We start from the raw sequence: 25,090 nt of genomic DNA on the forward strand, positions 1-25,090 counted from the left end.
ATCAGTATTTTACAGTTTGGGTTTTATACAGTGATGCTTCTATTTCGCTGTCCTTATACAGGACACGTCCACCAATAAGATAAGACTGTATTAGTCCCCTTTTAGTCCAGTCATTCAGGGTGACAAGACTGATTTTAAGTTTGTCTGCTGTTTCTTTTCGGGTTAACAGTTTTTCACTTGGTGGGGTGGAGGCTTGAATTTTGATATTTTTGACTGCCTCAGTCACTGCATTGTTAATGATCCCTGTAAGTTGCTCAGGGGTGTAGGTAGTTAAAATTAGATTGTCCATATCCTTTGAATTTGTTTTGTTTATTCAAAGGTGACAGGGGGATAAGGCAGGGGGATTAAAGAATATCCCCCTTTTTTATCTTATTTATTAATTCCTTTGCCCTGCTTTTATGGCCATCTGAAAAATACTTGGGTTCACCGTTTTTTATGCCTTTTGCAGTCCTTGGGATGGTGCCTAATATGTATGCTAAAATTTGCTCTTTCTGCTTTTCAGATAGGTTTTTGAATTGATCTGATTCATTAAAAAATTCATTCAGGATGGAATATCTAACTGCTATTGGTTCCCCTCTTTCGGTTTTCTCCACTTCTATTTTTTCGGGGATTAATTCTTTGGTATAACTTTCTGCCCATTCAAAAATGATGCTTTCATCTTTCATTTTTTCTGTCAGGTCATCCCAAGTCAGTTCATTAATTTCATCCCTATATTTTTCTACATACCATTCATAAAAGACTTTCTGCCAGTCCCTTGGTAATACCAATTTTCTGCTTTTCAGGATATGTTTGACTGTCTTAAATGTCTTTTTGAATTCCTTTTGGTTTTTATCATTGTAGGCAGTCATCCTGTCTCTTAATTTTTGGAATGATTCCTTTAATTCAGGGGTAATTTGATTTTTAAACTTTTCCCTGATTTCCTGTATTTCTTTGTCTTCCATATTATCCAACTTTTAAGGCTGTTTTTCTCCAGTGATCCAATAACTGCTTTGCGTTTTCCTCAGGGGTGACTTTGATGTATAGCAAAAAGGCTTTTTCTGTCCTGTGGCCTGTGATCTTCATCAAACTGATGGCAGGGAATCCACTTTTATAAACGTTGGTGGCAAAGGATCTGCGGGCGGTGTGTGTGGTGACAAGTTCCCATTTTTCCTGTCTTGTGATGGCTTTCAGGCCTCCTTTGATGCGTTCCACCTCCACCGGGGTTTTAAGGCAGTCCACCTGTTTTGCAATGTCTTTCAGATAGGCATTCATTTTTTGGTTGGATATGGCAGGGGGCAGACTGTTTGGATATACCCCATCATATTTGGCCATGATTTTCCTAACCATGGAATGAATGGGGATAATGACTTTTTCCCCTGTCTTGAATGTTTTTATTTCCAAATATTCATCTTTGATATTCTCAGGTCTGATGGCTGTAAAATCTGAAAACCTTAATCCAGTCCAACATCCTACTATAAACAAGTCCCGGACACGTTCCAAATGCGGGGTGGATCTTAAATCCAGTTCCATGATCTGATTAATTTCATCCTCATTCAGATAAATGGAAAATCCGGGTGTATTGTGTGCTTTGAATTTCTGAAAAGCCATATTTCTGTTATATCCATTCTCTGTGGCATAGGCTAAAAAAGTCTTAATAACTTGGATATACTTTCCTATGGTGTTGACTGTGTAACTTGGTTTGATAATTACCTTTTTACCATTGACAGTCTTGGAAATTTCTTTATTCAAGTAGGTGACAAACTTGGTATAAAAGTTTTTGTCAATGGTGTCAAATGTCAGGTGATAGGATTTCCCGAACTTTTCCAAGGTGTCATAAACAGTATTGTATTTTTGGATAGATCTTTTATCAAATCTTTTTCCTGATGCTGTCAGGCGGGTTCCCTCTTTGGCCTCTTGGATATATCTGTCAAACAGTTCCATGAAAGTTGGCATCCTGTCAGGATCTTCTTTTTCTGCCTCAGGGATTTCTTTTAAAACTTCATCCAGTTTGGTTTTTAATTCAATGGTGGAGGGGATGCGGTTTAAATCTGCCTCCATTCCCATCAAAGTTTTTTCTGCTTCACCTTTGATGAATTTCAATCTGTCATTGAATTTTTTAGCGTTGGGGAATTCCTTGACAAGTCTTGCAAGTTGGCTGTCTTCATTCCAAAACTTGGGATGGATGCTTTTCCCGGTGGAGTATTTCAGGCGGTGGCCATGATAACTGATAAACAATAAAACAGGGGTGTCCCCATCTTTGGATTTCTCCCTAAGGTAGTAATTAAAGTTTGCCATGATTTCTGTCTTTTGATTCGATACCTAAATATACGAAAAATAAAATCGGGGGACACTTTGGGGGACACTTTTCATTAATCTGATTTACTTTTTTCTAACCTTATTTAATTAGGTGAAAATGTAAATACTTGAAAATCAATGCACATAGATTAAATGCTATTTAATTAAAAAAGGGGGTATGTAGCCCTGTCGAGGCTACAAAATTGATTTTCAAATATTTAAGGGATGAAGATCACACCTTTTTGTAAAAATCTTTAATTGTTAGGTTGTCGTATATTACCTGTTCGTGGCTATGTCAGTTTTGGTCAACATTTCTGCTTTTGAATAAGGTGTTATAAATCATAGAGGGTATACAATAATCAATCGTACTCACTAGTAGGGCTACAAAAAATAAAACACCCCCTAATACATACCCCAAAATCATTTGATTGTTGGAGAAAAGAAAAATAATGACACCAAGCCAAATCGCAGCAGTACCACAGGCAAATTTCGCTTGAGCAGTCCGTTTTGGAAGTTTAGGGCGTTTAAGCAAATGACGTATTCCGTAATTGTACAAATAGTCAAAAGGATGGTAGGGCAAAACTACAGTTAAGAATGCAATCAGTGAAGCAGCGGTCAATATGAAAATATTAGTCAATAAAAGTCCGGTTAGAAATAGTATTGTGCACATTTGATAAGCAAACCTATTACCCACTGCGTGTTGGGAATTTCTTCATTGTTGAAGCCTTTATCATATCCTTGAGCCTTAATTCGACATATTCGTGCTGATGAAAGTATTTTCATGTTTCAATTGTTTATTGTTGTTCTGCCCTTTCAACTGATTTTCATTTATGCTTCGTTTTTAGTTCTCTTCCAGCATGGTCTGCCAATCTTTTAATTTGTCAACGTGTATGTATGTTTGCACATTCAATGTTGTTTTCCGCTGTTTTTTAGCATTGTCTGTAACGTCCGACTGTGAAAAAAATCTGTTGTTTTTCTTAGTTCCTCTTTCGGCAATCTCCTGAATTTAGTAAATTTAATTGAAGATATTTTTAAAATCTCCCAATTATTTCAATGAAACATTTACAGGGAATTGGGTCTGTTTCAATAGGCATTTTCGACCTTGGATGATCAAATAGTTAAGGAAAATTCCGTCAGATTCATCAACACATTTATCAAAAAACTGGACCTGAGAAATCCTCAAATGGAAGCTCAAGCAGATTACCGAGAAGACCAAATCTAACAGTTTCGAGGAAAGGCTTAAAAGCAAGCAGAGGTATGGTGGGGTTTGGTAAATAACGTTTTGGCGCTTGGCGTAGTGGCGGATTTTTAGCACAAAAGTTCAATCGAACAGAGTTTTGAAATGCTGGTGGACCGATTGATCAAAAACAATAAGCAGCTTGACATGATGTCCTATCCTATGGGGGCCCATAGCATCAATGAAAGGAAAATACATCCTTGCATCTCCGGAAAATCATGGAGCGCTTTTGGCTGAATAATTTACCTCCGGGAGGGAAGTAAGCTTGGGAAAAACAATCAAAATAAGCCTTTTGCCTGTGGGTTCCTTCGGTCGGCTTTTTTGACGTATTTTGCGTTAGGTAACTTACCTAACGCAAAATACAAAAGCTCCAAGTAATTCTTTGATCAAGGTGGTTATAACAACTCTAAACCCAAATTCCAAGACTTTTTAAGGAATTTTTAAGTAACAAATTTGAGGCAAGTGATTAAAAGTTGGAAATAAAAGTCGTAATAAATTACAAACGTGATCGTCGAAGAAGGGCGGGGAGGATTGAATTTCGTCCGGGCCGGCGTAGGCCTTGAGTGGAGAAGGATTCGAAATTCTTGATTTTTTTGGTTACTTTTTTTATCAAGAAAAAAAGTAACAAAGAGAAAATGTTAAAAATCTACCCAGCCAGATTGAATTGAATTTTATGTTTTGATCACATCTATGATTAAGTTTAATGCAATTTGCATTTCAATTATTTGAGCAGTCTTAAGTCCCACAAAAAGTCTGATAACCTTTATCCACCTCCACAGGCACTTCCTGGAATTTTTTAAAACCCGGCTTATCGTTGTAAGGCTCCTGCAGTACAGCCAAAAGTTCCTGAAATGGCTGCATATTGCCATCATTACTTGCTGCCTCCAGGGCTTCTTCTACCAAATGATTGCGGGGGATAAAGGCAGGATTGTTCTGATCCATCAATTCCTGGGCTTTTGAGCGCTTGTCAGCAATCCTTTCCTCCCACAATTGAAGCCAAGCTTTGAAATCCGCCTCCTGGTAAATGCTGTCCTGAGGAAAGGCATTTCTTCTGAGGTAAAGGAAAGTATTGGTAAAATCCGCTTTATGCTTTTTCATCCAGTGCAAAAGGTCGTCCACCAAAGCCTTGTCCGAAGCTTTCACTTTGGCTATGCCCAATTTATGGCCCATCATTTCCAGCCATTGTGCCTCATAGGCTTTTGGAAATTCATTGATCGATGATTGGGCCAGTTTCACAGCTTCTTCTGTATTGGGTGCGATTTCAGGCAACAATGCCGAACCTAAGCAGCCCAAATTCCAGTGCGCTATGAAAGGTTGGTTGCCATAGGCGTAACGGCCCTGGGTATCGATGGAACTGAAAACTGTCATCGGGTCGTAAGCATTCATGAAAGCACAGGGGCCATAGTCAATGGTTTCGCCCGGAACGCTCATATTGTCTGTATTCATCACTCCATGGATAAAGCCTACCCGCATCCAGTTCACAATCAATTCCAATTGTTTGGCCATTACCGCCTCAAAGAAGGCCAGGGCAGGGTTTTCTGCCTCATCCAGTTCCGGATAATGCCTGGCAATACTGTATTGGAGCAGGTCCTTCAGGTATTTGCCTTCATGAAAATTTCTTGCATACTCGAAAGTTCCCACACGGATATGACTTGAAGCCACCCGGGTAAGAATAGCGCCGTTTCTGACTTTTTCCCTGTAAACAGGTTCACCGGTGATCACTACTGCCAAAGACCTTGAAGTAGGGATGCCCAAAAAATGCATGGCCTCGGAAATCAGGTATTCCCGCAACATGGCGCTGAAATGTGCTCTTCCGTCTCCACCCCTGGAATAGGGTGTCCTACCGGACCCTTTCAGCTGGATGTCGTATCTTTCTCCTTTTGGGGTAATCTGTTCTCCCAATAAGATGGCCCGGCCATCTCCCAACATGGTGAATTGGCCAAATTGATGGCCGGCGTAAGCCTGGGCCAAGGGTCGCGCATCCTGTGGGATTTGGTTACCTGAAAATATAGCACTCAAGGTGGCTACATCGTATTGTTCCAAAGCTATCCCTAGTTCATCTGCCAGGCTATGGTTTAACAGGACCAATTGAGGTGACTTTACGGGAATGGGGTGAATGGTGCTAAAAAGTGCCTCGGGCAACTGTTGGTAGGTATGTTCCAAGTTCCAGTTAATTTCCATGCTTCAAATATGCGTTGTTGTTGGCTTAACAAAAGAGATTGGTTTTTGATTCCTGTTGTGAATGATTAAAAATCAGGGAAATCAAATTTATGTGAAATATAATAGGGTCGATAAAACTTAATGTTTTTTAAAAAGTTGGGAAAGAGGCAAATGAAAAGCCTGAAAGGCTGATATGTGTCAACCCAGACTGAAGCTTGCGGAAGTCTGGGGTCAAAAGAATGTGTAGCCCAGAGGCCTGTAGGGGCGATCTATTCCATCAAAATGGTTCTCTTTGTGGATTTGAACTAGATTATTGAAATTAAATCCAAAAAACGATAATGAATGTTGATATTTTGTGTATAAATCGATAATTGCGGTGGAAAAATTGTGTGTAAATAATTCGTTAAAATATTGGTTTTCAGTATTTTGTTATCGAAATTTGATAACATCAAGTAAGAGATAAAAGAGTGAAGGTAAGACTTCAGGTTACTTTGACAAACTGGATTAGATCAGGAAGTAGGGAGGTTGAAAAATCAAACTATAACGGGTAATGCTGAAATTCCGGAATCTGTAAAAGCATGAAAAATGCAATGCGGCCATCTGATGGACCGCCATACCAGAAAAAAGTAATTTCAAATCGGGCAACTGAAATGACTCATAATAACTGTAACTTGACATAGTTTGGCAAACCACGGTTTACCAGGTTATGAAACGGGAAGTATTCGAAAGAAAACTTCCCGTTTTTGTTTTTATAAGCAATAAGATATTTTTTATTATGATTGCCCGCTTTCATGCCAGTAGAATAAACCTAAGATTTCAAACCAATATCAATGAATAACTTGTTCGCCGAGGCGGATCCAATATCTATTAATATCAGGTTGATTTAAGACCCAATTTAAATTGGTTACTGGTCTATTTGCAGATATACTTATTTTTTATCCATCAGGAATTCCTTAGTGGGGTGTACCCAAAAAAAATTGATGCCACAGTCAACCTTGTTGATCACAGGCATCTTTTGTTAAAAGAAATTATTTTGGCCAATCTAGATTTCATTGCTGTTGGAGAATCCCAACTGGATGAAAAAATATGCAGGGTTTTATTTTTGATGGCACCCTTCTCGGGAAGATTAAAAGCTGCTTTGTTCCAGATTAAATAGTTTCGATATATCAGACCTTCATTAGGAAATCAGTAATTCAATTTGTGAAAGGAATACTCATTTGTGTAAGTATTTTTCAATTTTTGGTGATAAAAAAACAACCCGTCAAAACTGATTTGAAGGGTTGTTTACATATTAATTCCACATATTTCAAAACGGGATGTGTATATTTAAATTGGCGCTTCCCCTTCTAGGAGGGTAATTGCGGAAGTAGTCGTCATAATAAATTTCAGGTCTTGCATTTAATGGGATGTCGCTCATAACCTGTATTCTGGCATTGCCTAGGTCAATATTGGCGATAAAAGCAGGCATGGAAGCAGAGAAAGCCCAGTTACCATTGTTCCAATAAACATATCCGCTTCTCCTGGCATCATAGAAAACATGGTAATCAGGGAAATAAACATGTTGCTTAGCTCTGTATCCGTGAGCGGGAGCCCAAGGTGGTGGACCTTGTTGTCTGTAAGCCTGTTGCTGTTTGCCTTTATATTTGCCCTGATGGTGTTTGTATTCTTTCTGATGTCCATTTTTCCCATTACCCCGGCCTTGTCCGTAGCCATCCATGACAAAGATCAGGCTGATAAGTAAGGACAGACCAATGATTTTTCTCAATGTTTTCATAGTAACCTCCTTTTGTAATGCTAATGAGAACACCAAGACCGTGCCATAAATGGCTCTTAAGGTTCAGTATGTGACTGATAAAAAAGCAAACATTCAGTCTTTAAGGAATTTAAATTTTAATTTGAGGACAAATTTCCCTGTGAAATCAAATAAACTATGAGCGTTTATTCGGTAGAAAATTAGGTTTTTCTCCTTCTTTTTTTCGATATGACTGTTTTTTTGTCAATCAATGGTTTCGCTATTGTTGGTTTTGAATAGTTGATAAGCTTGCCAATTCTGGTATTTTAAGACTTTGTTAGTTATGAAGTTGATAAAACATTGTAAGATTGTCCGCTTTCATGCCAGTAGAATAATCACAATAGAATAAACCTAAGATTTCAAACCAATATCAATGAATAACTTGTCCGCCGAGGCGGATTCAATATCTATTAATATCAGGTTGATTTAAGACCCAATTTAAATTGGTTACTGGTCTAATTGCGGATATACATAAAACATTGTTTTTTACCGCTGTCCTGCCCTTTAACCATTGCCGTAATTTTAGTTCTATCAATCAAAAACCTGCAGGATTAGGTAGGAATCCTTTGGTCTTGGTTTGGATTAAAAATACGTCCCCACTCAAAGGAAATTCCCTCAATTGAGTTTCATTTAAGTTTTCTCTGGCGGTTGTCACCAATAAACTTTCCAAGTTTTCACCGCCAAAAGCACAGGATGTGACATGCGGAGCAGTCAAGGGAACTTTCTCTATCAATTTTCCGGTGAGCGGATCCCATCTATAGACCCCAGAACCTCCATAATGTGCAATCCACAGTTTTCCTTCTTCGTCCATGCACATGCCGTCAGGTGTTCCTAAGGAAATGGGGATATCAATGGCGATTCGGTCAAATTGAATGGCGCCGCTATCTAAATCAAAATGATAGGCATTGACCTTCTGTGTGGGACTGTCAATATAGTAGAGCATATTGTTGTCATGGGTCCAGGCCATTCCGTTAGAGATGGTAATCTGGTCTAAATGCTTTTGTTTTTTCAGATCTGCATCCAGGCTATAGAATGCTCCCGCACCCTTGTCGAATTTTTTGCTCATTGAACCCACCCATAATCTTCCTTTGGCATCACATTTTCCGTCGTTCAGGCGGTTGCCTGGGATGTCCTCTATCGAAGCGATCCATTCCAGCTTTTCGGTTTTGAGGTTAAATCGTGCGATTTTTTGGTCCAATGCCAAAATCAGGTGATCGGCTTTTCCTTCCACTACCAAAGTGATACGCTGCTCAAATTTCCAGGTGTTAACTTTTCCACTGTCCATGGGATATTCAAATAGCTTTCCATTTTCAATATCTACCCAGAAAAAGCTTTTTCTTCCCGCATGCCAATAAGGCCCTTCTCCCAGAAAACATTGCGATGCGTACAAATGAACTGCTTCCATAATCATCAATTTTAATCAGGCCAATATTGGGCTATTTTCTTTCTTAAAAATGCCACACTTCTTTCCAGTTGGTCCATGCCTTCCACGCCATCTTCAATGCTGATCCAACTGTCAAAACTTACCCGTTTCAGTTCAGAAAAAATGGCATCATAGTCATTCAAGCCTTTTCCGATTTCTCCATGGCTCAACCTTTTGGCATAGCCAAGTGCTCCGTCCTCCTCATTTCTCAAATCTTCAACGGTACCGTATTTCAAATACCTGTCACTGGCGTGCATGGTGACTACCCGATGGGAAACTTTTTTGAGCAATTCCAAAGGGTCTTCTCCTGCCAAAAAAGCATTGCTGGGATCATAATTTACACCAAAATTGGGATGGTTGATGCTGTTCACCAATTGGGTGAATACGTCCATTTTTTGGGCAAATTCAGGATATTCCCAAAAGTCATCCTTGTAGTGGTTTTCCAAAATCAGAGTTATGTTACGCTCCTCGGCATAGGGAAGGCAGCTTTGGATAGAATCTGCCGCCAATTTTACACCTTCCTGGATGGTCAATTCTGGACGTCTTTGACCGGATAACACCCGGCAATAGGAACCTCCCAATGCAAAGGTCATGTCTATCCAGTACTTTTGTTTATCGATTTCTTTTTGCCTGAAAGTTTTGCTGGGATGGGTGAAATCAGGAGAGCAGCACATCATGGGAATGACTTTCCCTTTGTCTTCCACCATTTTTCTAAAAAGCTTCCAATTAAGGGTATCCTGCATTTCCAAAAAACCAGCATACCATTCAAGTCCCTCAATATCCAAATTGGAGGCAAGTTCAATCCAGGTAGCCAATTTCATGCTGCCATCTTTGCATAGGGCATGCATAAAAGCTTTAGGGAAGGCAGCTAATTTGGGCATAAGTTCTCCATTATTTTAAAATTTGCCATGAATGGTGGAAGAATCCTTTGGGGCATTTCTGCCCATCAAAGGATGTTGTTCAAGATCTACCACTTGCCCGCTGATGGGCCCGCTTTCGTCTGCAAGCCAGTAAACAGCAGCAGCAGCTATTTCTGCCGGCCAAAGTATTCTTCCCGAAGGGGCATACATGGCTGGGATTTCTTCATACCAGTTTTCCGAGAGGCCATGCTGTTGTTTACGGATCATTTCTCTTTCGGTCAATACCCATCCCGGGTTGATCTGATTGACCCTTACTCCATGGGTTCTTGGCAAAACATCTCCCAGGTTCCTTGTCATTGTCATCAATGCTCCTTTGGAAATACTATAGGCCAAAAGGTTGGGTTCACCGCTCCATGCATTGACCGAACCAATATTCAAAACCACTCCTCTTGAGGTTGATAAATAGGGAAGGGCTGATTTGATCAAAAGAAATGGGGCAATACTGTTGACCTCCAGAACCTTGCTTAAAAACCTGTTGTCAGTATTTTCAATATTAGAACTTACCACCAAAGCAGCATTATTGACAATTGCATCAAGTTTCCCCCAGGTTTTGATGGCTAGGCCCACCAGGCGGTCTGGACAACCTTCTGATGTGATATCTTCTACATGCAGGAGGGTATTTTCACAACCTAATTCTTCTAAGGTCAATTTTCCCAAATCTTCTTCCAGGCCATGAAGTAGGACTTTGGCGCCTTCAGATAGGGAAGCTTTGGCAATGGCTTTTCCTATCCCCGTAGTGCTTCCCGTGATTATGATTACTTTATCCTTTAAGCGCATCTTAAACGGGTTTTAATACACTTTTCACTACTTTCCCTTCATGCATCAGTTCAAAAGCTTTTTTCCACTCTGTGATTGACCATACTCCACCTATTATAGGTTTGACATCCAATTTCCCGCTGGCCATCAGGCTGATGACCTTTTCCCAAATCGGCCAATTATGACTGAAACTCCCCTGTAGGCGTACATTTTTCTGGACCAAGGGATCTAAAGAAAAATTATAGGGCTGGGGACCCCAACCTACTTTGGTTACCTGACCATTTGGCCTTACCAAATCAATAGCCATTTTTAATGTAGCGGAAACTCCTGCCGCATCTACAATTAGGTCTGCGCCCAAACCATCGGCTTTCTTCGCCCAATCTTTTGCAGCTTCCCCAATCAAGGCATCACATCCATATTTTTTTGCTATTTCAAGCCTTTCCTTGTCTGCTTCCAAACCAACAATCCCCACTTCTGCACCGCATAATTTGGCGACTGCTGCACAAAGTATACCAATAGTTCCAGGTCCGATGACAAGAACCCTATCGCCGGGCCTTATCCTCGAATTTCCAACCACAGCATTGTAGGCTACAGCGCAAGGTTCCGTAAGACAGGCCTCCTCAAAAGCTAGATGATCGGGGACATGGTGGAGGCACCTGGCGGGAACCTTTACAAATCTGGTCATGGCCCCGTTTACCCCATATCCGAATCCTTTTCTAGTTGGGTCAAGGTTATAGAGCCCTGTCCTACTCATGGGGTTTTGGGCATCAATCACAGCTGCTGTTTCACTTACCACCCTGTCACCTACTGACCAGCCTTTTACCCGGCTTCCAAGAGCAGCGATTTTTCCACCAAATTCATGCCCTAATACTACAGGGTAATTTACCGGCCAGCTATGGTCAGAGGTCCATTGATGGAGGTCGCTGCCACAGACGCCTACATTTGCTACTTCCAATAAAATATCATCTTCCCCGATTTCAGGAATGGGGATTTCTCGGATTTCCACAGAGCCTTTGGCCTCTGCGTAATTGACTACTGCTGCTGATTTGCTGGACATAGTTTTTTCGGTGTGAATTTGAATGATTACTGGGCATGAATGGCTGCGCATATTTTTCTTAAAGATGCTTCCAAATCCCCGTCTGCGGTTTTGAAGGCATCTGCATCTATAGTAAGTGGAGCACCCAATACAACAAGAGGAGCACCCAATTTAGGGCATTGGATAGCCTGTTCCAAGCTCAGCCCGCCCACGGCTTGTACGGGAATTTTTACAGCAGATACTACCTCTTTCAATTGGTCCAATGGGCTTGGCATTGGCTTGCCTGCAGCTGAAATTCCTCTTCTTTCGTCGTAACCTATGTGATGGATTACATAATCACAGCCCAGGTCTTCAAGAAATTTGGCTCCTGCGACCATGTCTGGGCAACCCAGATTGTCTCCCATTACCCCAATGCCATAATCTTTACCCGCTCTTACCACGCATTTGATAGTTTCTTCATGGGCCCTAGCCATGACGACTACATGGGTTGCACCTGCTTTGGCCATCATTTCAGCCTCTAGGTATCCGCCGTCCATAGTTTTAAGATCTGCTACAATAGGGGTTTTGGGAAAGGCTTCTCTTAATTTCCTGACCCCATGAAGGCCTTCAGCTAAAATCAAAGGAGTCCCGGCTTCCAGCCAATCAACCCCAGCACGAAGGGCCATGGCTGCAGTTTCAAGGGCTTCATCAATATTGGTCAGATCCAAAGAAATTTGTACAATAGGCTTCATAAGTTCTTTGGCTTTGGTTAAATAGTGGATTTTACATGTTATTATGCGCTTAAGCTACTCATGTCAATCAGACACTCCACATTGGGATGCAGCCATAGGAAAGAAGCCGGGCAATAAGTGGAAATCCTTCTTTCCAGAATTTGTTGGATAGCATCCTGCTTTCCTTTTCCTGTAATCAAGAAAATAATTTTTTTGGCCATCATGATTCCCTGCATGCCTACGCAGAGTCCGTATGCAGGCTCTGAGCCTTTGGAAAGATTGGGGTCATGCTGTATTGTGGAGGGGGCAAGGAGGTTTTTGTGGAACCTTGTCTCCAGGTATTCTCCGGGTTCATTGAAAGCAATGTGGCCGTTTTTCCCAAGTCCCAGGATAATCACATCAAAAGGGCCATTTTCCTGAATGTAATTTTCCATCCTCTCACATTCCTGTTCCACCTTTTCAGATGCAGAATCATAGGTGATATATTTTTCTTTTGGAATATGCAAAGGTTCCAAAATGTGCCTTTGAATATAGGATTCGCAGGAATCAGGATGATCCAGGGGAATGATGCCCCACTCATCCATTTTTACAATGGTCATATTGCCAAAAATACTGGGCTTCTTGGCCATATGGGCATACATGCCTGTTGGGGAGTTGCCTGTAGCGGCACAAAAAAGCAAATCACTTTTTTTGCTGACTTCTTGTTCGACGATGCCTGCAGCCTGTTTACTCAAGATTTCATAATTGTCAACATAGTGGATGTTCATGGTCTTCTGGGCTATGGTTAATTCTCCTTGGAAGTTACAAATTACATTCAGAAAAAAATATCTAAATTGTTTTTAGGTACTTAAAACGCATAGGGTGTTTTCGGAAAATATGTCCTGTATTCTTTGGGTGGAAAAACCTTTCTGATCAGCAACTCAGCCTTATTGGTTTTATTTACACCCAATTTAGTGTTTTGGAGAATTAAAAAGGATAAAATTCTGATGAATGGATACAGTCTTGTTGATAAGTTTGTTGATAAGCATCCCAGGCATGTTGATAATTTGTTCAAAAAATTATATACAAAATTTTGTTTTTCGGAAATAAATTATCGTATTTTGATAACATCAAGTAAGGGATAAAATATCGGAAGTAGCATTCCGGACTTTAACTCAAAACGCCAGGTTAATTTGTGAAGGGGCTTTGCCGAAAGGTGGAAGTTTGAGACGGGAAACCGCAGAAGCATTTGAATCTGGACTGTATGTTGAAAAATAAACAGGAAGTTTGAGGTCAAAGTTTTTGAATTTGGGTAACTGAATTTAAAGTATCAATAACAGTAGCTTGACATGGGCAGATGGCTACGGTCATAAGTTCATGAAGCGGGAAGTAAATCTGAAAAGATTGCTTCCCGCTTTTGTTTTTTATCAGTGGTTAATTTTTAAACATTGTATAGAAATTCATTAAAATTCCTGTTTTTGAAACATTCATGAGTCAGAATGCTCCACTTATTAGGTTGAATTGGTTGTTTGTGTAAAAATTCAAAATTTGATTCCGTAAAAAAACCTTACTTGTTTCAACACTGCAAAAAGTTTGGGTATATTGAAAGTTTGAGTCTGACAATTGAACCTATTTTAACCACAACAACCATGATACTTGTATTGACCATCTTGCTTGCTTTGGCCATTATCCTGATTGCCATCGTGAAGTTTGATATCCATCCCTTTTTGGCCCTTTTTGTAACTGCTATTTTGTATGGTCTTTTGTCGGGAATGTCTGGTGATATGATTATTAAATCTATATCAGAAGGATTTGGAGGAGTATTGGGGAGTATAGGCCTTCTCATCTTATTAGGTGTGTTTTTAGGCACCTTTTTGGAAAAGACAGGAGGAGCACTGGTCATTGCTGAAAAAATACTGGATTGGATCGGTCAAAAGGCGGTTACCAAAGCCATGTTACTCTGTGGCTATATCCTATCCATACCTGTATTTGGAGACAGTACATTTATCATGATGAATCCCATCAGCAAATCCCTTTCCTTAAAGAGTAAAGTTCCTTATGCTGCCACTACTATTGCCGTAGCTTTAGGTGCAACTGCTTCCCATTCTTTGGTTCCACCTACACCTGGACCCATTGCTACAGCTGGGATTTTAGAGGCTGATCTGGGGATGGTAATCTTTTGGGGGTTGATTATCAGTCTGATTACTTTGATTCCTTCCTATTACTTTATCAAAAAAGTAGCCTATAAAATTCCCCTAGAGCCACAGCTGGCAAAGATTGACACGGAGAAAATTGAAAGGAAATATCCTTCTGCTTTTAAATCTTTTATGCCGGTGATTTTGCCTTTGGTCCTGATTATACTTGCATCAATTGCCAAATATCCCTCACAGCCTTTTGGTAGCGGTGTTTTTACAGTTACCATCACATTTTTGGGTAGCCCGGTTATCGCTTTGCTTTTGGGCGTCTTGCTCTCCTTTTCTCTGCCCAGTAAATTTGATCGGAAATTGTTGTCTTCTTCTGGCTGGATTGGGGAGGCCATTCTCATCGCGGCACCTGTTATCCTGATTACTGGGGCAGGAGGGGTTTTTGGGAAAATGCTTCAAAATTCAGGTATCGGTGATTTGGTAGGAGATAGTTTGGCACATGCCAGTTGGGGGATATTTCTCCCTTTCCTGATTGCGTTTTCCTTAAAGACCGCACAGGGATCTTCCACAGTCGCCATGATTACGACCGCATCTATCATTGCTCCATTGTTGGGAAATTTGGGAATGGAGTCTGAATCTATGCGGGTTTTTGCTGTTTTGGCAACCGGGGCAGGGGCGATTGCCATTTCTCATGCCAATGACAGTTTCTTCTGGGCCGTAACCCAATTGTCTGGATTAAAAATTTCTCAGGGCAACAAAACCCATAGCTTGGGGACCATCATCATGTCCTTTACGGCTATAGGTCTTATTTTCCTGATTACCAAAATCTTCTATTGATCAGCGGGCTGTCCAACCTCCATCCACAGCCAGGATTGAACCTACCAAATAGCTGGCTGCATCACTGGCAAGGAAAAGGGCCGCTCCCTGTATTTCTTTCATTTCACCCCATCGACCCAAAGCTGTGGCACCAACCACAAATTTCTTGCCCTCCTCTGTATCTGCAATCGGGAGGTTCATCTCAGTAAGGAAAGGTCCCGGGCATATGGCATTGACATTGATATTGAAAGGAGCAAGTTCCAAAGCCAGAGCCCTGGTCATTTGTACCACTGCACCTTTACTTGAAGTATATGGTGTCCTGTTTGCCAAGCCCACCAAGCCCAAGGTGCTGGCAAGGTTGATAATCTTTCCTTTATTGGCGGCCTTCATATATGGAGTCACTGCCCGGCAGCAGAGCCAGGTTCCGGTAACATTGATATCCATTACCTTCTGGAAATCCTCCAAACTCACCTCATTGATTGCTCCCCGGATGTTTATTCCTGCACTGTTGATCAATATATCTATTCGGCCAAATTCTTCCATAGCCTTTTTGGCCATGGCTTCAGTTTGTAGTTGATCGGATACATCTGCACTGAAATAGCGTATTTTTACGGGGAATTGCTCAGAAAGCTCCTTTGCCGCTGCTTCGCCCTCGGTATGGTTTCTGCTTACCAATAATAGATCCGCACCTGAAGAAGCCAATCCAGCAGCCATGGCCAAGCCTAGGCCTTTTGAGCCTCCGGTTACAATGGCAGCTTTACCACTTAAATCAAAAAGTTTTATTCCTGGTAGATTTTCCATAGTATTCAATTTATGAGTCTTTATGTAGAGATTTTAACGTTTCATTTTTAGCTGACTTTTGCTGTACTCAAGACAGGCTAGGATATTTTCTTCCTCCTTGGATAGTTGTTCTTCTGGATTCAGATTACTGATTATGGGTAGCTTTCCATTAAATCCTTTATCTCTGACCAATCTGAGTGTTTTTGCCAGTTCATTTGCGGGCAGATTTTCAAATGTTTTCCAATAACCTTCCTCAAGACAGGGGATTTTTAGGGGATCCCTGGTAATCATTTCCAAATTGAATTTAATTTCCTGATTGTGTTGAAGGCATAGTGAAACGGCTTTTTCAAGGTTTACCACACCTTGCCCGAGAGGGATTTCGGAAAGTAAGAATCCGTTTTCATAAGTGAGTAAGCCCATGTCCTTGATATGTGTTGAAAAGGCAAAAGGAGCTAATATTTCAATCACTTCATCCGGATCTTCCAATAGGGAAATATTATTTCCGAAATCCAAGGTCACTCCTGCCCACTTATTGTCAAGCCAATGAATAATTTCTACAAGTTCTTTGGCCCTCCAATCCTTATGGTTTTCAATGGCCAATTTGACCTGATGTTTTTCGGCTATTTTGCTAGCACGTTTCAATCCTTTTAAGGATTCTTCTTTGAAGCTTTCAAATTCAGTTTTGTTTGTGAAGGTCTCATACCTCCTTCCTCCCAGGCAAACCGTCCGGAAAATATTCACTCCTGCCGATTTTGCAACTTCAATTTGATTTTCAAACCCTACGGCTTCTTTTTCCGATCTGGGAAGACCTATGCTTCCTTCAATATACATGTTGAGTTCCTGACTCCTTTTTTTGAGCAGTGTAGCAAATTCATTGGTCCAATTCTGTACTCCTACCTGTATGCCTCCTGAGCCAATCATATGGCAGTGTTCTAAGAGTTGAAGGGCATTTTGAAACCCCGGAAATTCTGGACTCTGTACCGAAGCATTCCACCGTAGTCCATAAGAATGTACTACTATGCCCATTTTTTCTCTTGTAAGAAATTTACCCAGAACAGTCCCAGGCATGGCCATGGCTAAAGTCAAGACTCCTGCATTTAGGAGAAATTTTCTACGGTCCGGGTCAAAGGTTAAGTGTGGGTCATGTTTCATGGTCAGGGTTTTTGGGTAATAGTGTTTTCCAGTCTTTTGATATGCTCATTAAGCTCCTTTGCGGTCCATGGATATACCCTCCCTTGGTTTAAATGACGGGTAGTTGCCACCAGTCTACCACTGACAGCACTGGCCTGATTTCCCCACTCATTGCGTATATAGGTGAGAATAGCTGCAATGCTCACATCATCCATGGTAGAATGGGAGGGCATTACGGGGAGAATTTCGGGGGCATCATAGATCTTTCCTCCAATCTCCAAAGGGCCTTCCATCCCATGTAATAGGATCAAGGCCAACCGGGTTTCATTTTCCGTAACCCATTCTGAACCTGCCAGTGGAGGACCCATACGGGTTACACCTTTTCCATCGGTACCATGGCAACCACTGCAGCTGGCAAGGTATCTTTGCCTTCCTAAGGCAAATTGCTTCAGATCAGATTCACTTAGACTTGAGGAAGAGACAATAAGATTTTTTGGGGCATGGCCGGGCCATTCAAACATCCTTTTTAGGATGTCGGCTTTGTTGGATGGGAGCTGTCTTTCTCCTATATCAATGATCAATGGTTGTTTCCCGTATTTTAACAATCCCAGGTTATGAACTTCAGCTGCTTGAATGGCCAAACTGTTCAGGGCAATATTTATCTTCCAGTCCTTTTTTGTCTCATGCTTTTCAATCCATTGAACTATTTCTTTGATTTCATGGCTGTCTTTTTTATTGATGATGGAAGAGATGAGCATTTCCAAAAATATTTCCCGTTCTGGATTGCTTTTTGACCAGCTCTCTGAATTCCAAAAAGCTCGGGCAAGTTCAAACTCCCTGTCCTTAAGGCTGCTCATTAAGGCATCACGGATCACGGGTTCTTCCCCATATTTTTCAAATAAAATCTTACTTAATTCAATCTGACTTTTTTCTGGAAGAATCGCTGCACTCAAGGCCAATTGGAGAGCCCTTCTTCTGGAAGCTTTTGGAGCTTCCGCCATGAGGTATTCCTGGATTTTGTGTATCAGTTCAGGTTCTTGTTTGATTTTCACTTCCAAAAGCCTCAATGAATGATTGGATAAAATGACTGATGGATCTGAAAGTAGCCTAATCAGAAGATCGGTGGATAATTTCTCCAGCCCTTCCAAAGCCCATAAGGCATGCATCCTTCCCAATTCATTAGTCCCTTCTTTAACCAGTGTTTCCAATAAGGGGACTACAGTATGGTCATTACTTTCTACCAATAGCCTTTGGGCCATATCCCGATGCCAACCTATTTCATGGTTTAGCCTTTGTACCAGGCCTTCATTACTTTCTTTTGACAATTGGGGGAAATTGGATGGTTTCCATTTTTTAGGCACTATTCTCCATATTCTACCCATGTGAATCGGCAATACGAGGTCTTTTTTCAGTGTTTGCTCCCTTAAATATGGGGTAACATAGCTGCCATGTTGGATCAGACCACGGTACATATCTGCTAAATAAAGGGCCCCATCAGGCCCTACTGCCAAATGTACCGGACGGAAACGTTCATCCGTGGAGGCTAAAAATTCTTTGCCTGGATGGGGGTCATTTGCTTCTAAAATTAATCCGGATTCTCTGACCACATTTCTTTTGACCAAATTGCCGGCAGGCTCGCAGACAAATACATTTCCGTAATAATTTTCAGAAAACAATGGGCTTCTAAAAACCACTGGGGAACAGGCCGCCGTAAATTCTAGCAAATGCCCATTTTCATCCAATGTTCCCGGAATATAGCCTCTATTTACTGCCAGGTTGGGCCGGATAGGATAAATTCTCCTGTCTATGGTCAGACCATGGTCTATTCCGGTAGAAGGTATGTGGTGGGGGTTACGGCCCAGGTAATTAGGAGGAACCAGGTCTCCATGAAGCTGAGACCAATTGTAATTGTAAATCAGCCTCCCTTGATCGTCATGGCTGATGCCATATTGACCTCTCGCTTCGGTACTGTCCCTTACCCATTCACCATTGACTTGTCGGTAGCGCAATTTGGATTTGGCATTGTAATACCAATTATCAATATTCCTAAGGAGGCCATTATCAGAATGCTCCGGAATGCCATTGGCAGCATAAGTTGGGTCAAATAGTTCTTTCCGGTCTGCTTTCAAGTCCCCATTATCATCAAAAGTGATCCATAAGGCATTGTTTTCGGCGACAAGTGCACCTCCTTTGATCAATCCAAGTGCCCTGGGCATGATAAGGCTGTCCAGGTAAATGGTACTTTTGTCCATTTGACCATCTCCATTACTGTCTTCCAAAACGTTGATCCTTCCTAGAGGCAGGGATTCTCCTTCTCCGTCTATATCAGGCATGAAACTCCTCATCTCCACTACCCAAAGACGGCCATCTTCATCAAAAGTGATAAAAATGGGATCTTGGACCAATGGTTCAGAGGCTACCAATTGGATTTCAAATCCAGGTTCAATCTGAAAGCTTTTAAGGGCTTCTTTGGGACTCTTTGGAGGAGAGGGAGCTTCTCCATTTATGGGTTCATGCTTCGAACAGGCAAATAGACAACTAAGTAAGCTGACTGTAAATAGAAACCGGATGGTTGGCATCTTACGGTTGGGTTAATAGGTTACTGAGGGTTTGAGCAGGTAATAAATTTTAGCATACAAGAGCTTGCCATAAGTTGGCATTATTTCCTCAAATCCGCAATAAGGATTTACAGCAGTGGCTAAATAATTGATTTTCATAAAACTTTGAAAGGTTTCTGCACGGGTTTAGGGATTTCCAAAGGTTTTTCTAACTCTCATTATGTTAAATTTACATTAAGAATCTGCCTTCTATGTAATCCTACATCGAAAGCTGTTTTGAGGAAGTCTTTTTGATTAGTTTGTATTCCAGTTTGTCCGGGAAATTAAAATTTTGGATGTACCTATCGGGCCCAGGATTGAATGATTACTTCTTATCCTATTGAGTTAGAATGCCTGCCATGATAAATCCTGAATGTAAACCTGGCAAAACAGAACCCCTATTTTCCTGAAAAACCTAAAACGATAACCATGACAACAAACAGAAGAGAATTTTTGCAAAAAGTAGGGCTTGGAGGTGCAGGCCTTGGAATGGCAGCAACGCTTCCTTTCAAAGCATTGGGGAATTCCAATACAGACCCTTCAAGTCTGCATAATGATGATCAGTTTCTCAAAATTGGAGATGATATAGCCAACGCCAATACGCAATATGGGAAAATCAGAGGCTACCAGCTCAATGGTATCTTCACATTTTTGGGGGTACCTTATGGTGCTGATACATCAGGTAAAAACAGGTTTATGCCACCCCAAAAGCCTGAGCCTTGGTCTCAGGTAAAACATACCATATGGTGGGGGAACTCCGCTCCACAGATCATGGATAAACGTTATGCCAATGAACATTATTCTTTCGCAGACCATTGGAATTATGATGATGTAAGTGAAGACTGTCTGAAGCTCAATATCTGGACTCCGGGAATTGCTGATGGGAAAAGGAGAGCTGTTTTAGTATGGCTTCATGGTGGAGGATTTACCAATGGAAATGCGATAGAGCAGGATGGTTATCATGGAGAAAACTTAAGTAAAAAAGGTGAAATTGTATTTGTCTCCATCAATCACCGATTGGGGCCCATGGGTTTTACTGACTTTTCTGGAGTAGGAGGAGAAAAGTATAAATCCTCTGGCAATGTTGGCATGTTGGACATCATTGCTGCTTTGGATTGGGTAAAAGAAAACATTGTTAATTTTGGAGGAGATCCAAACAATGTTACCGTCATAGGTCAATCAGGAGGTGGGGCAAAAGTTACTGCTACCATGGCAATGCCTGCGGCAAAAGGCAAGGTACACAAAGGAGTAGCACTGAGCGGTTCCATGTTGAAAGCTTTAGACCAGACTTATTCCCAAAAATTGGGAGAATATGTAATGAAAGAGGCAGGTCTTAATTCATCAAATTTGGATAGAATTCAAGAATTGCCATGGAGGGATTACCTGGATATAGCCTATAGGGCTCAGGAAAAAATGAGAAATGAAAATTCAAGAAGTTCTAGGGTAGGATTTGCACCGGTGGCTGATGGTGTCCACCTTCCTTCAGGAGAATTCTTCACAGGCCCAGAAAGCAACGGATCTGATATTCCTTTGTTGATTTGTACTACTTTTCATGAATGGAATCCTACCAGGACAAATCCTGAGTTGGAGGCCATAGATTTTAAAGGTGTCATTGCACAGATTACGCCAAGATTTGGGGATCAATCAGAGAAAATTGTGAGGGCTTACCAAGCCAATTTTCCAGGTAAAAAACCTTCGGAAATCTGGTCTTTGATTTTATCCAATCGATTGTCAGCTGTAAATACGGCAACTGCCAAATCAAAGCAAAAAGCCCCGGTTTACATGGCGTGGTTTGGTTGGGAGCCAAATCTTTATAACGGTAGGATGAGGGCCTTTCATTGCATAGATATCTGTTTTTGGTTTGATAATACAGACCGAATGTATACACATACAGGAGGAGGTGGTAGACCTAGAAAATTATCCGAAAAGATGTCCGATGCCCTGCTATCTTTTATGAAAACAGGAAATCCCAATACACCCCAGCTTCCAGATTGGCCGGTCTTCACGGTTGAAAAGGGTGAAACTATGGTACTGAACGATGCCAGTTTGGTACAGAATGATCCTGACCGCTCAGCCCGTCAATCACTCCCTGCTGTCTGATTTCCAGGCCTTGCGGAGGAAACGCAACCAATTGCCGAACATGACCTTTTCTATGTCCCTGGAAGAATATCCGCGTTTAGACAGAAGTGAGGGGATTTTTTGTAGATCTGCGATGGTGTCCAGGTCAAAGGGACATTGTTCCTTGCCAAAGGCACCATCCAGGTCTGAACCAATACCTATATGGTCTGCATTTCCGGAAAGCTGACAGATATGGTCTAGATGGTCTATCAATTTTTCCAGATTGCATTCCATTTCTTTGGGATTGGATTTGCCTCTTTCCCAATTGGGAACCATCATCCAGGCATCCATGGCCCCTCCGATGACCGCGTCTCTTTCGATCAAATGTCTCAGCTGATCATCGGAAAATTGGCGGTTATGGTTGACCAAAGTCCTGCAATTATTATGGCTGGCCCAAACAGATCCATGAAAATGGTCCATGGCCTGCCAGAAAGCATCATCGCAGAGATGGGTGGCATCTAAAATGATGTTCAGCCTCTCCATTTCCCTAAGCAGTTCCAAACCTTTTGGCCCCATTTTTCCGGTGGAATCGGTTCCATTGGCGTATCTTCCAGGGCCATAATGGGCAGGACCCAATGCCCTCAAACCGTAATCATAGGCCTTTTCCAAATAAGATAAGTTGACCAATGAATCTGCCCCTTCCAAGGATAGTATATAACCAATGGGTTTGGGGCCAAAAGGCAATTCATTCAACCATAAATGAAGATGTTTTTCCAAACTCTCCAGGTCTTTTATCTGTACCATTTCTCCCTCTTCTTCCATGGCCTTGTACCAGGCCAGTTGCCCCTGGGTCTGTGCCCATGCCTGCTCTGGGGAATGCCAGCCCGGAAGGGGATTATCTTTGTCCACAAAACGGGCAATTTGTGTAGCCACCACCAACCCTATATTTCCCTTTCTGAGTTCGGGCAAAGAAACAGTGGCCTTACCCCTGTCGGGTTTATCATCCATATCCTTTTCCCTGAGATTTATCTCAGCTACTGGTTTTCTTAGGTCCCTGTTCCATTCCAGGGCATTCATACTCAGGTCTAAATGGGCGTCTATGGTGAACATTTTCTTTTTCTTAAAATTAATGATAATTTTTAATCAGGGCTTTTGAAAGGTCAAACCACTTTGTAATTATCACCAGCGTATTCATATAATTCCAAATTCTCCATTCATCATTTTACATTTTTTCCGAGATCCTCTTTCCGACATCCGAATTACCTAACAACCTCTTGGTACATTGTACATGGTACTTGGTGCAACATTCACTCCAATTCAAACATCGCCTCAATCTCCACGGGAATATTATCCGGCAGAGACCCCATACCAACGGCACTTCGCACTCCAATACCATTTTCCTCTCCCCAAACAGCAGCAAAAAGTTCGCTGCATCCATTGATTACATAAGGATGCCTTTCGAAATCCGGGGTTGCGTTGACCATACCCAAAACCTTGATGACCCTTTTAACTTTATTGAGGGAACCAATGTTGGCTTTGATAGTGGCAAGCATGGCCAAGCCAACCTGCCTTGCCGCCAATTTTCCTTCTTCCATATCCATGTCTACACCAATCCGTCCAATGATCAAGGTACCATCTTCTTTTACAGTTCCATGACCGGAAAGGTAAAGGTATTTTCCATCTACCAAACAGGGTTTGTATACCCCAAGAGGTTTTGGGGCAGGGGGAAGTACAAGTCCTAAAGCTGCGAAGTTTTCTTCTGCTGTTTTCATGTCATTTTTATGAAAAGTTTATAATAATTCTATTTCGTAGCAAAATATTTAATCTAATCGATAATTGCTGTGATCAAATATCATTGAATATCCAATATCAATAAATATCTTTTCCATGAATCAGGACAAGCCAAATTGTGGCAGCAAACTTGATATCCTTTCAAATAAATATATCCAAGACCAGGACACCCAATAAGCCCACTACTGCAACAATAGTTTCCATCAGGGACCAGGATCTGATGGTGTCTTTGACAGAAAGGTTGAAATACTCTTTGTACAACCAGAAACCACCATCATTGAAATGGGAAAACATCAAACTTCCAGCTCCAATGGACAAAACCAAAAGATTAGGGTCTACATTTCCGGTACTTACCATTGGGGCGATGATGCCCGCTGTGGTTAATCCTGCCACAGTAGCGGAACCGACCGCAACCCGTATCAATGCTGTAATCGTCCATGCCAAAATCAAAGGGTGAACATCCCAGCCTTGCAGTGCATCCGCAATAGTCTGACTAACTCCAGAATCCATCAACACCTGTTTCAAGGCCCCGGCACCAGCGATAATCAAAAGGATCATGGCAATATCCTTGGTAGCTACCACATAGGTCTCCATTAATTGCTCAATTTTGAACCTCATCCGGATGCCTAAGGTATATGAAGCAATAAGCAGTGAGATCAACATCACCATTCCGGGGTCTCCGATGAATTTGATATAGGGTGCTAGCACATGCTCCGGGGCGAACTGGAATCCCAAAATTGTGGTCCCTATCAATAAAAAAACAGGGAATAAAGCGGAGAAAAAGCTATTAAAGGTACCCGGAAGTTCACTTTCTTCCTTGGGCTTTGCCTGAAATGTCTCCAATGGTCTTGCGTCAATTTTTTTGAGTAATTTGGCAAAGAATGGACCAGCTATGATAATGGTGGGCACAGCGATTAATAATCCATAGACTAATGTCAGCCCCATGTTTGCACCGAATTGGGCAACCAGGGCAGCAGGAGAAGGATGAGGAGGCAGGAAACCATGAGTGACCGATAAAGCGGCCAATAAGGGAATACCAACAAATACAGCAGGAAGCCTGTATTGATAAGAAACAGTAAAGACCAAGGGTACCAAAAGGACGAACCCCACATTATAAAACAATGGAATGCCCACCACCAATCCGGTGAGCATCATGGCCCAGGTAACATTTTTAACGCCAAAAATCCCCATCAGCACATCGGAAATCCTCTGGGCGGCTCCACTTTCAGCTACAAGTTTACCTAACATGGCACCCATGACGATAATAATGACCAAATCCCCTAAAAGAGAACCAATCCCTTTTTGAATAGAACCTGCAAGAAGTTCCAGTGGGACATCCAAAAGAATACCTGCTAAGATTGAAGAAATTAGGAATGCAATAAATGGATTGAATTTCAGCCAGGTGATCAGAAGTATCAGAACTGCAATGCTGATCAAAAGAAATACAAAGGTCATAGGTCTGGTAAGGGTTGAAGCTACAATTTAG

The 25,090-nt window shown here is 41.6% G+C and carries 22 protein-coding genes; 3 read left to right on the forward strand and 19 right to left on the reverse strand.

The window, feature by feature from the left end:
• Position 1 precedes the first annotated feature (1 nt).
• The 5 genes from CLV48_RS14595 to CLV48_RS14615 all read right to left on the reverse strand — a co-directional run bounded on the left by CLV48_RS14595 (position 2) and on the right by CLV48_RS14615 (position 5,692).
• Positions 2 to 289: a helix-turn-helix transcriptional regulator gene (locus CLV48_RS14595; RefSeq protein ID WP_106568029.1), complete on the reverse strand. Its 288-nt coding sequence runs from the start codon at positions 287 to 289 to the stop codon at positions 2 to 4.
• A 55-nt stretch (positions 290 to 344) separates the two neighbouring features.
• Positions 345 to 941 carry a hypothetical protein gene (locus tag CLV48_RS14600; RefSeq protein ID WP_130274474.1) on the reverse strand — a complete coding sequence of 199 codons (597 nt, stop codon included), beginning with the start codon at positions 939 to 941 and terminating at the stop codon, positions 345 to 347.
• Position 942: 1 nt separating this feature from the next.
• On the reverse strand, positions 943 to 2,274 hold the full coding sequence (locus CLV48_RS14605) for a site-specific integrase (protein WP_106568031.1): 1,332 nt from the start codon (positions 2,272 to 2,274) through the stop codon (positions 943 to 945).
• Between the two features lie 295 nt (positions 2,275 to 2,569).
• On the reverse strand, positions 2,570 to 2,968 hold the full coding sequence (locus tag CLV48_RS14610; RefSeq protein WP_281261111.1) for a DUF4395 family protein: 399 nt from the start codon (positions 2,966 to 2,968) through the stop codon (positions 2,570 to 2,572).
• 1,278 nt (positions 2,969 to 4,246) lie between these two features.
• Positions 4,247 to 5,692: a protein adenylyltransferase SelO gene (locus tag CLV48_RS14615; RefSeq protein ID WP_106568033.1), complete on the reverse strand. Its 1,446-nt coding sequence runs from the start codon at positions 5,690 to 5,692 to the stop codon at positions 4,247 to 4,249.
• A gap of 895 nt (positions 5,693 to 6,587) precedes the next feature.
• On the opposite strand from CLV48_RS14615, the gene CLV48_RS14620 reads away from it, so the two are divergent.
• Positions 6,588 to 6,827: a hypothetical protein gene (locus tag CLV48_RS14620; protein ID WP_106568034.1), complete on the forward strand. Its 240-nt coding sequence runs from the start codon at positions 6,588 to 6,590 to the stop codon at positions 6,825 to 6,827.
• 150 nt (positions 6,828 to 6,977) lie between these two features.
• Here CLV48_RS14620 and CLV48_RS14625 read toward each other — a convergent pair whose 3' ends face one another.
• From CLV48_RS14625 to CLV48_RS14655, 7 genes are all read right to left on the reverse strand, one after another.
• Positions 6,978 to 7,445, reverse strand: coding sequence for a hypothetical protein (locus CLV48_RS14625; RefSeq protein ID WP_106568035.1), 468 nt, complete (start codon positions 7,443 to 7,445; stop codon positions 6,978 to 6,980).
• A 553-nt stretch (positions 7,446 to 7,998) separates the two neighbouring features.
• Positions 7,999 to 8,868 carry an SMP-30/gluconolactonase/LRE family protein gene (locus CLV48_RS14630; protein WP_170069035.1) on the reverse strand — a complete coding sequence of 290 codons (870 nt, stop codon included), beginning with the start codon at positions 8,866 to 8,868 and terminating at the stop codon, positions 7,999 to 8,001.
• An 11-nt stretch (positions 8,869 to 8,879) separates the two neighbouring features.
• The gene (locus CLV48_RS14635) at positions 8,880 to 9,767 is read right to left on the reverse strand and encodes a sugar phosphate isomerase/epimerase family protein (RefSeq protein WP_106568037.1); all 888 of its coding nucleotides are present in this window, start codon (positions 9,765 to 9,767) and stop codon (positions 8,880 to 8,882) included.
• A gap of 15 nt (positions 9,768 to 9,782) precedes the next feature.
• Complete coding sequence (locus CLV48_RS14640) at positions 9,783 to 10,583, reverse strand: SDR family NAD(P)-dependent oxidoreductase (RefSeq protein WP_106568038.1); 801 nt, start codon at positions 10,581 to 10,583, stop codon at positions 9,783 to 9,785.
• A 1-nt stretch (position 10,584) separates the two neighbouring features.
• Entirely contained in the window at positions 10,585 to 11,619 is a 1,035-nt protein-coding gene (locus CLV48_RS14645) for a zinc-binding dehydrogenase (protein WP_106568039.1), read from the reverse strand.
• Between the two features lie 26 nt (positions 11,620 to 11,645).
• Entirely contained in the window at positions 11,646 to 12,329 is a 684-nt protein-coding gene (locus CLV48_RS14650) for an orotidine 5'-phosphate decarboxylase / HUMPS family protein (protein WP_106568040.1), read from the reverse strand.
• A gap of 41 nt (positions 12,330 to 12,370) precedes the next feature.
• Positions 12,371 to 13,075, reverse strand: coding sequence for a 6-phosphogluconolactonase (locus tag CLV48_RS14655; protein WP_106568041.1), 705 nt, complete (start codon positions 13,073 to 13,075; stop codon positions 12,371 to 12,373).
• 861 nt (positions 13,076 to 13,936) lie between these two features.
• Between CLV48_RS14655 and CLV48_RS14665 the strand changes: the two genes are divergently transcribed.
• Positions 13,937 to 15,268 carry a GntP family permease gene (locus CLV48_RS14665; protein WP_106568043.1) on the forward strand — a complete coding sequence of 444 codons (1,332 nt, stop codon included), beginning with the start codon at positions 13,937 to 13,939 and terminating at the stop codon, positions 15,266 to 15,268.
• On the opposite strand, the gene CLV48_RS14670 is transcribed toward CLV48_RS14665, so the two are convergent.
• From CLV48_RS14670 to CLV48_RS20850, 4 genes are read right to left on the reverse strand one after another with little or no spacing between them, the layout of a single operon-like run.
• The gene (locus CLV48_RS14670; RefSeq protein WP_106568044.1) at positions 15,269 to 16,048 is read right to left on the reverse strand and encodes an SDR family NAD(P)-dependent oxidoreductase; all 780 of its coding nucleotides are present in this window, start codon (positions 16,046 to 16,048) and stop codon (positions 15,269 to 15,271) included.
• 33 nt (positions 16,049 to 16,081) lie between these two features.
• Positions 16,082 to 17,179 (reverse strand): sugar phosphate isomerase/epimerase family protein, encoded by a 1,098-nt coding sequence (locus CLV48_RS14675; protein ID WP_106568045.1) that lies wholly within the window; start codon positions 17,177 to 17,179, stop codon positions 16,082 to 16,084.
• 2 nt (positions 17,180 to 17,181) lie between these two features.
• Entirely contained in the window at positions 17,182 to 19,737 is a 2,556-nt protein-coding gene (locus tag CLV48_RS14680) for a DUF7133 domain-containing protein (RefSeq protein ID WP_106568046.1), read from the reverse strand.
• Between the two features lie 12 nt (positions 19,738 to 19,749).
• The gene (locus CLV48_RS20850; protein WP_281261112.1) at positions 19,750 to 19,875 is read right to left on the reverse strand and encodes a hypothetical protein; all 126 of its coding nucleotides are present in this window, start codon (positions 19,873 to 19,875) and stop codon (positions 19,750 to 19,752) included.
• A 309-nt stretch (positions 19,876 to 20,184) separates the two neighbouring features.
• Between CLV48_RS20850 and CLV48_RS14685 the strand changes: the two genes are divergently transcribed.
• Positions 20,185 to 21,855 carry a carboxylesterase/lipase family protein gene (locus CLV48_RS14685; RefSeq protein WP_106568047.1) on the forward strand — a complete coding sequence of 557 codons (1,671 nt, stop codon included), beginning with the start codon at positions 20,185 to 20,187 and terminating at the stop codon, positions 21,853 to 21,855.
• On the opposite strand, the gene CLV48_RS14690 is transcribed toward CLV48_RS14685, so the two are convergent.
• The 3 genes from CLV48_RS14690 to CLV48_RS14700 all read right to left on the reverse strand — a co-directional run bounded on the left by CLV48_RS14690 (position 21,838) and on the right by CLV48_RS14700 (position 25,059).
• On the reverse strand, positions 21,838 to 22,923 hold the full coding sequence (locus tag CLV48_RS14690; RefSeq protein ID WP_106568048.1) for a dipeptidase: 1,086 nt from the start codon (positions 22,921 to 22,923) through the stop codon (positions 21,838 to 21,840). The two genes, CLV48_RS14685 and CLV48_RS14690, sit on opposite strands and share 18 nt — an antisense overlap.
• 197 nt (positions 22,924 to 23,120) lie before the next feature.
• Positions 23,121 to 23,585: a RidA family protein gene (locus CLV48_RS14695; protein WP_106568049.1), complete on the reverse strand. Its 465-nt coding sequence runs from the start codon at positions 23,583 to 23,585 to the stop codon at positions 23,121 to 23,123.
• 160 nt (positions 23,586 to 23,745) lie between these two features.
• A complete protein-coding gene (locus tag CLV48_RS14700) occupies positions 23,746 to 25,059 on the reverse strand; it encodes a gluconate:H+ symporter (RefSeq protein ID WP_106568050.1) in 1,314 nt (437 codons plus the stop codon).
• Between the last annotated feature and the right edge of the window lie 31 nt (positions 25,060 to 25,090).

Origin of the sequence: Cecembia rubra (assembly GCF_003014575.1) — a bacterium.
In the GTDB taxonomy this organism is placed as follows: Bacteria; Bacteroidota; Bacteroidia; order Cytophagales; family Cyclobacteriaceae; genus Cecembia_A; species Cecembia_A rubra.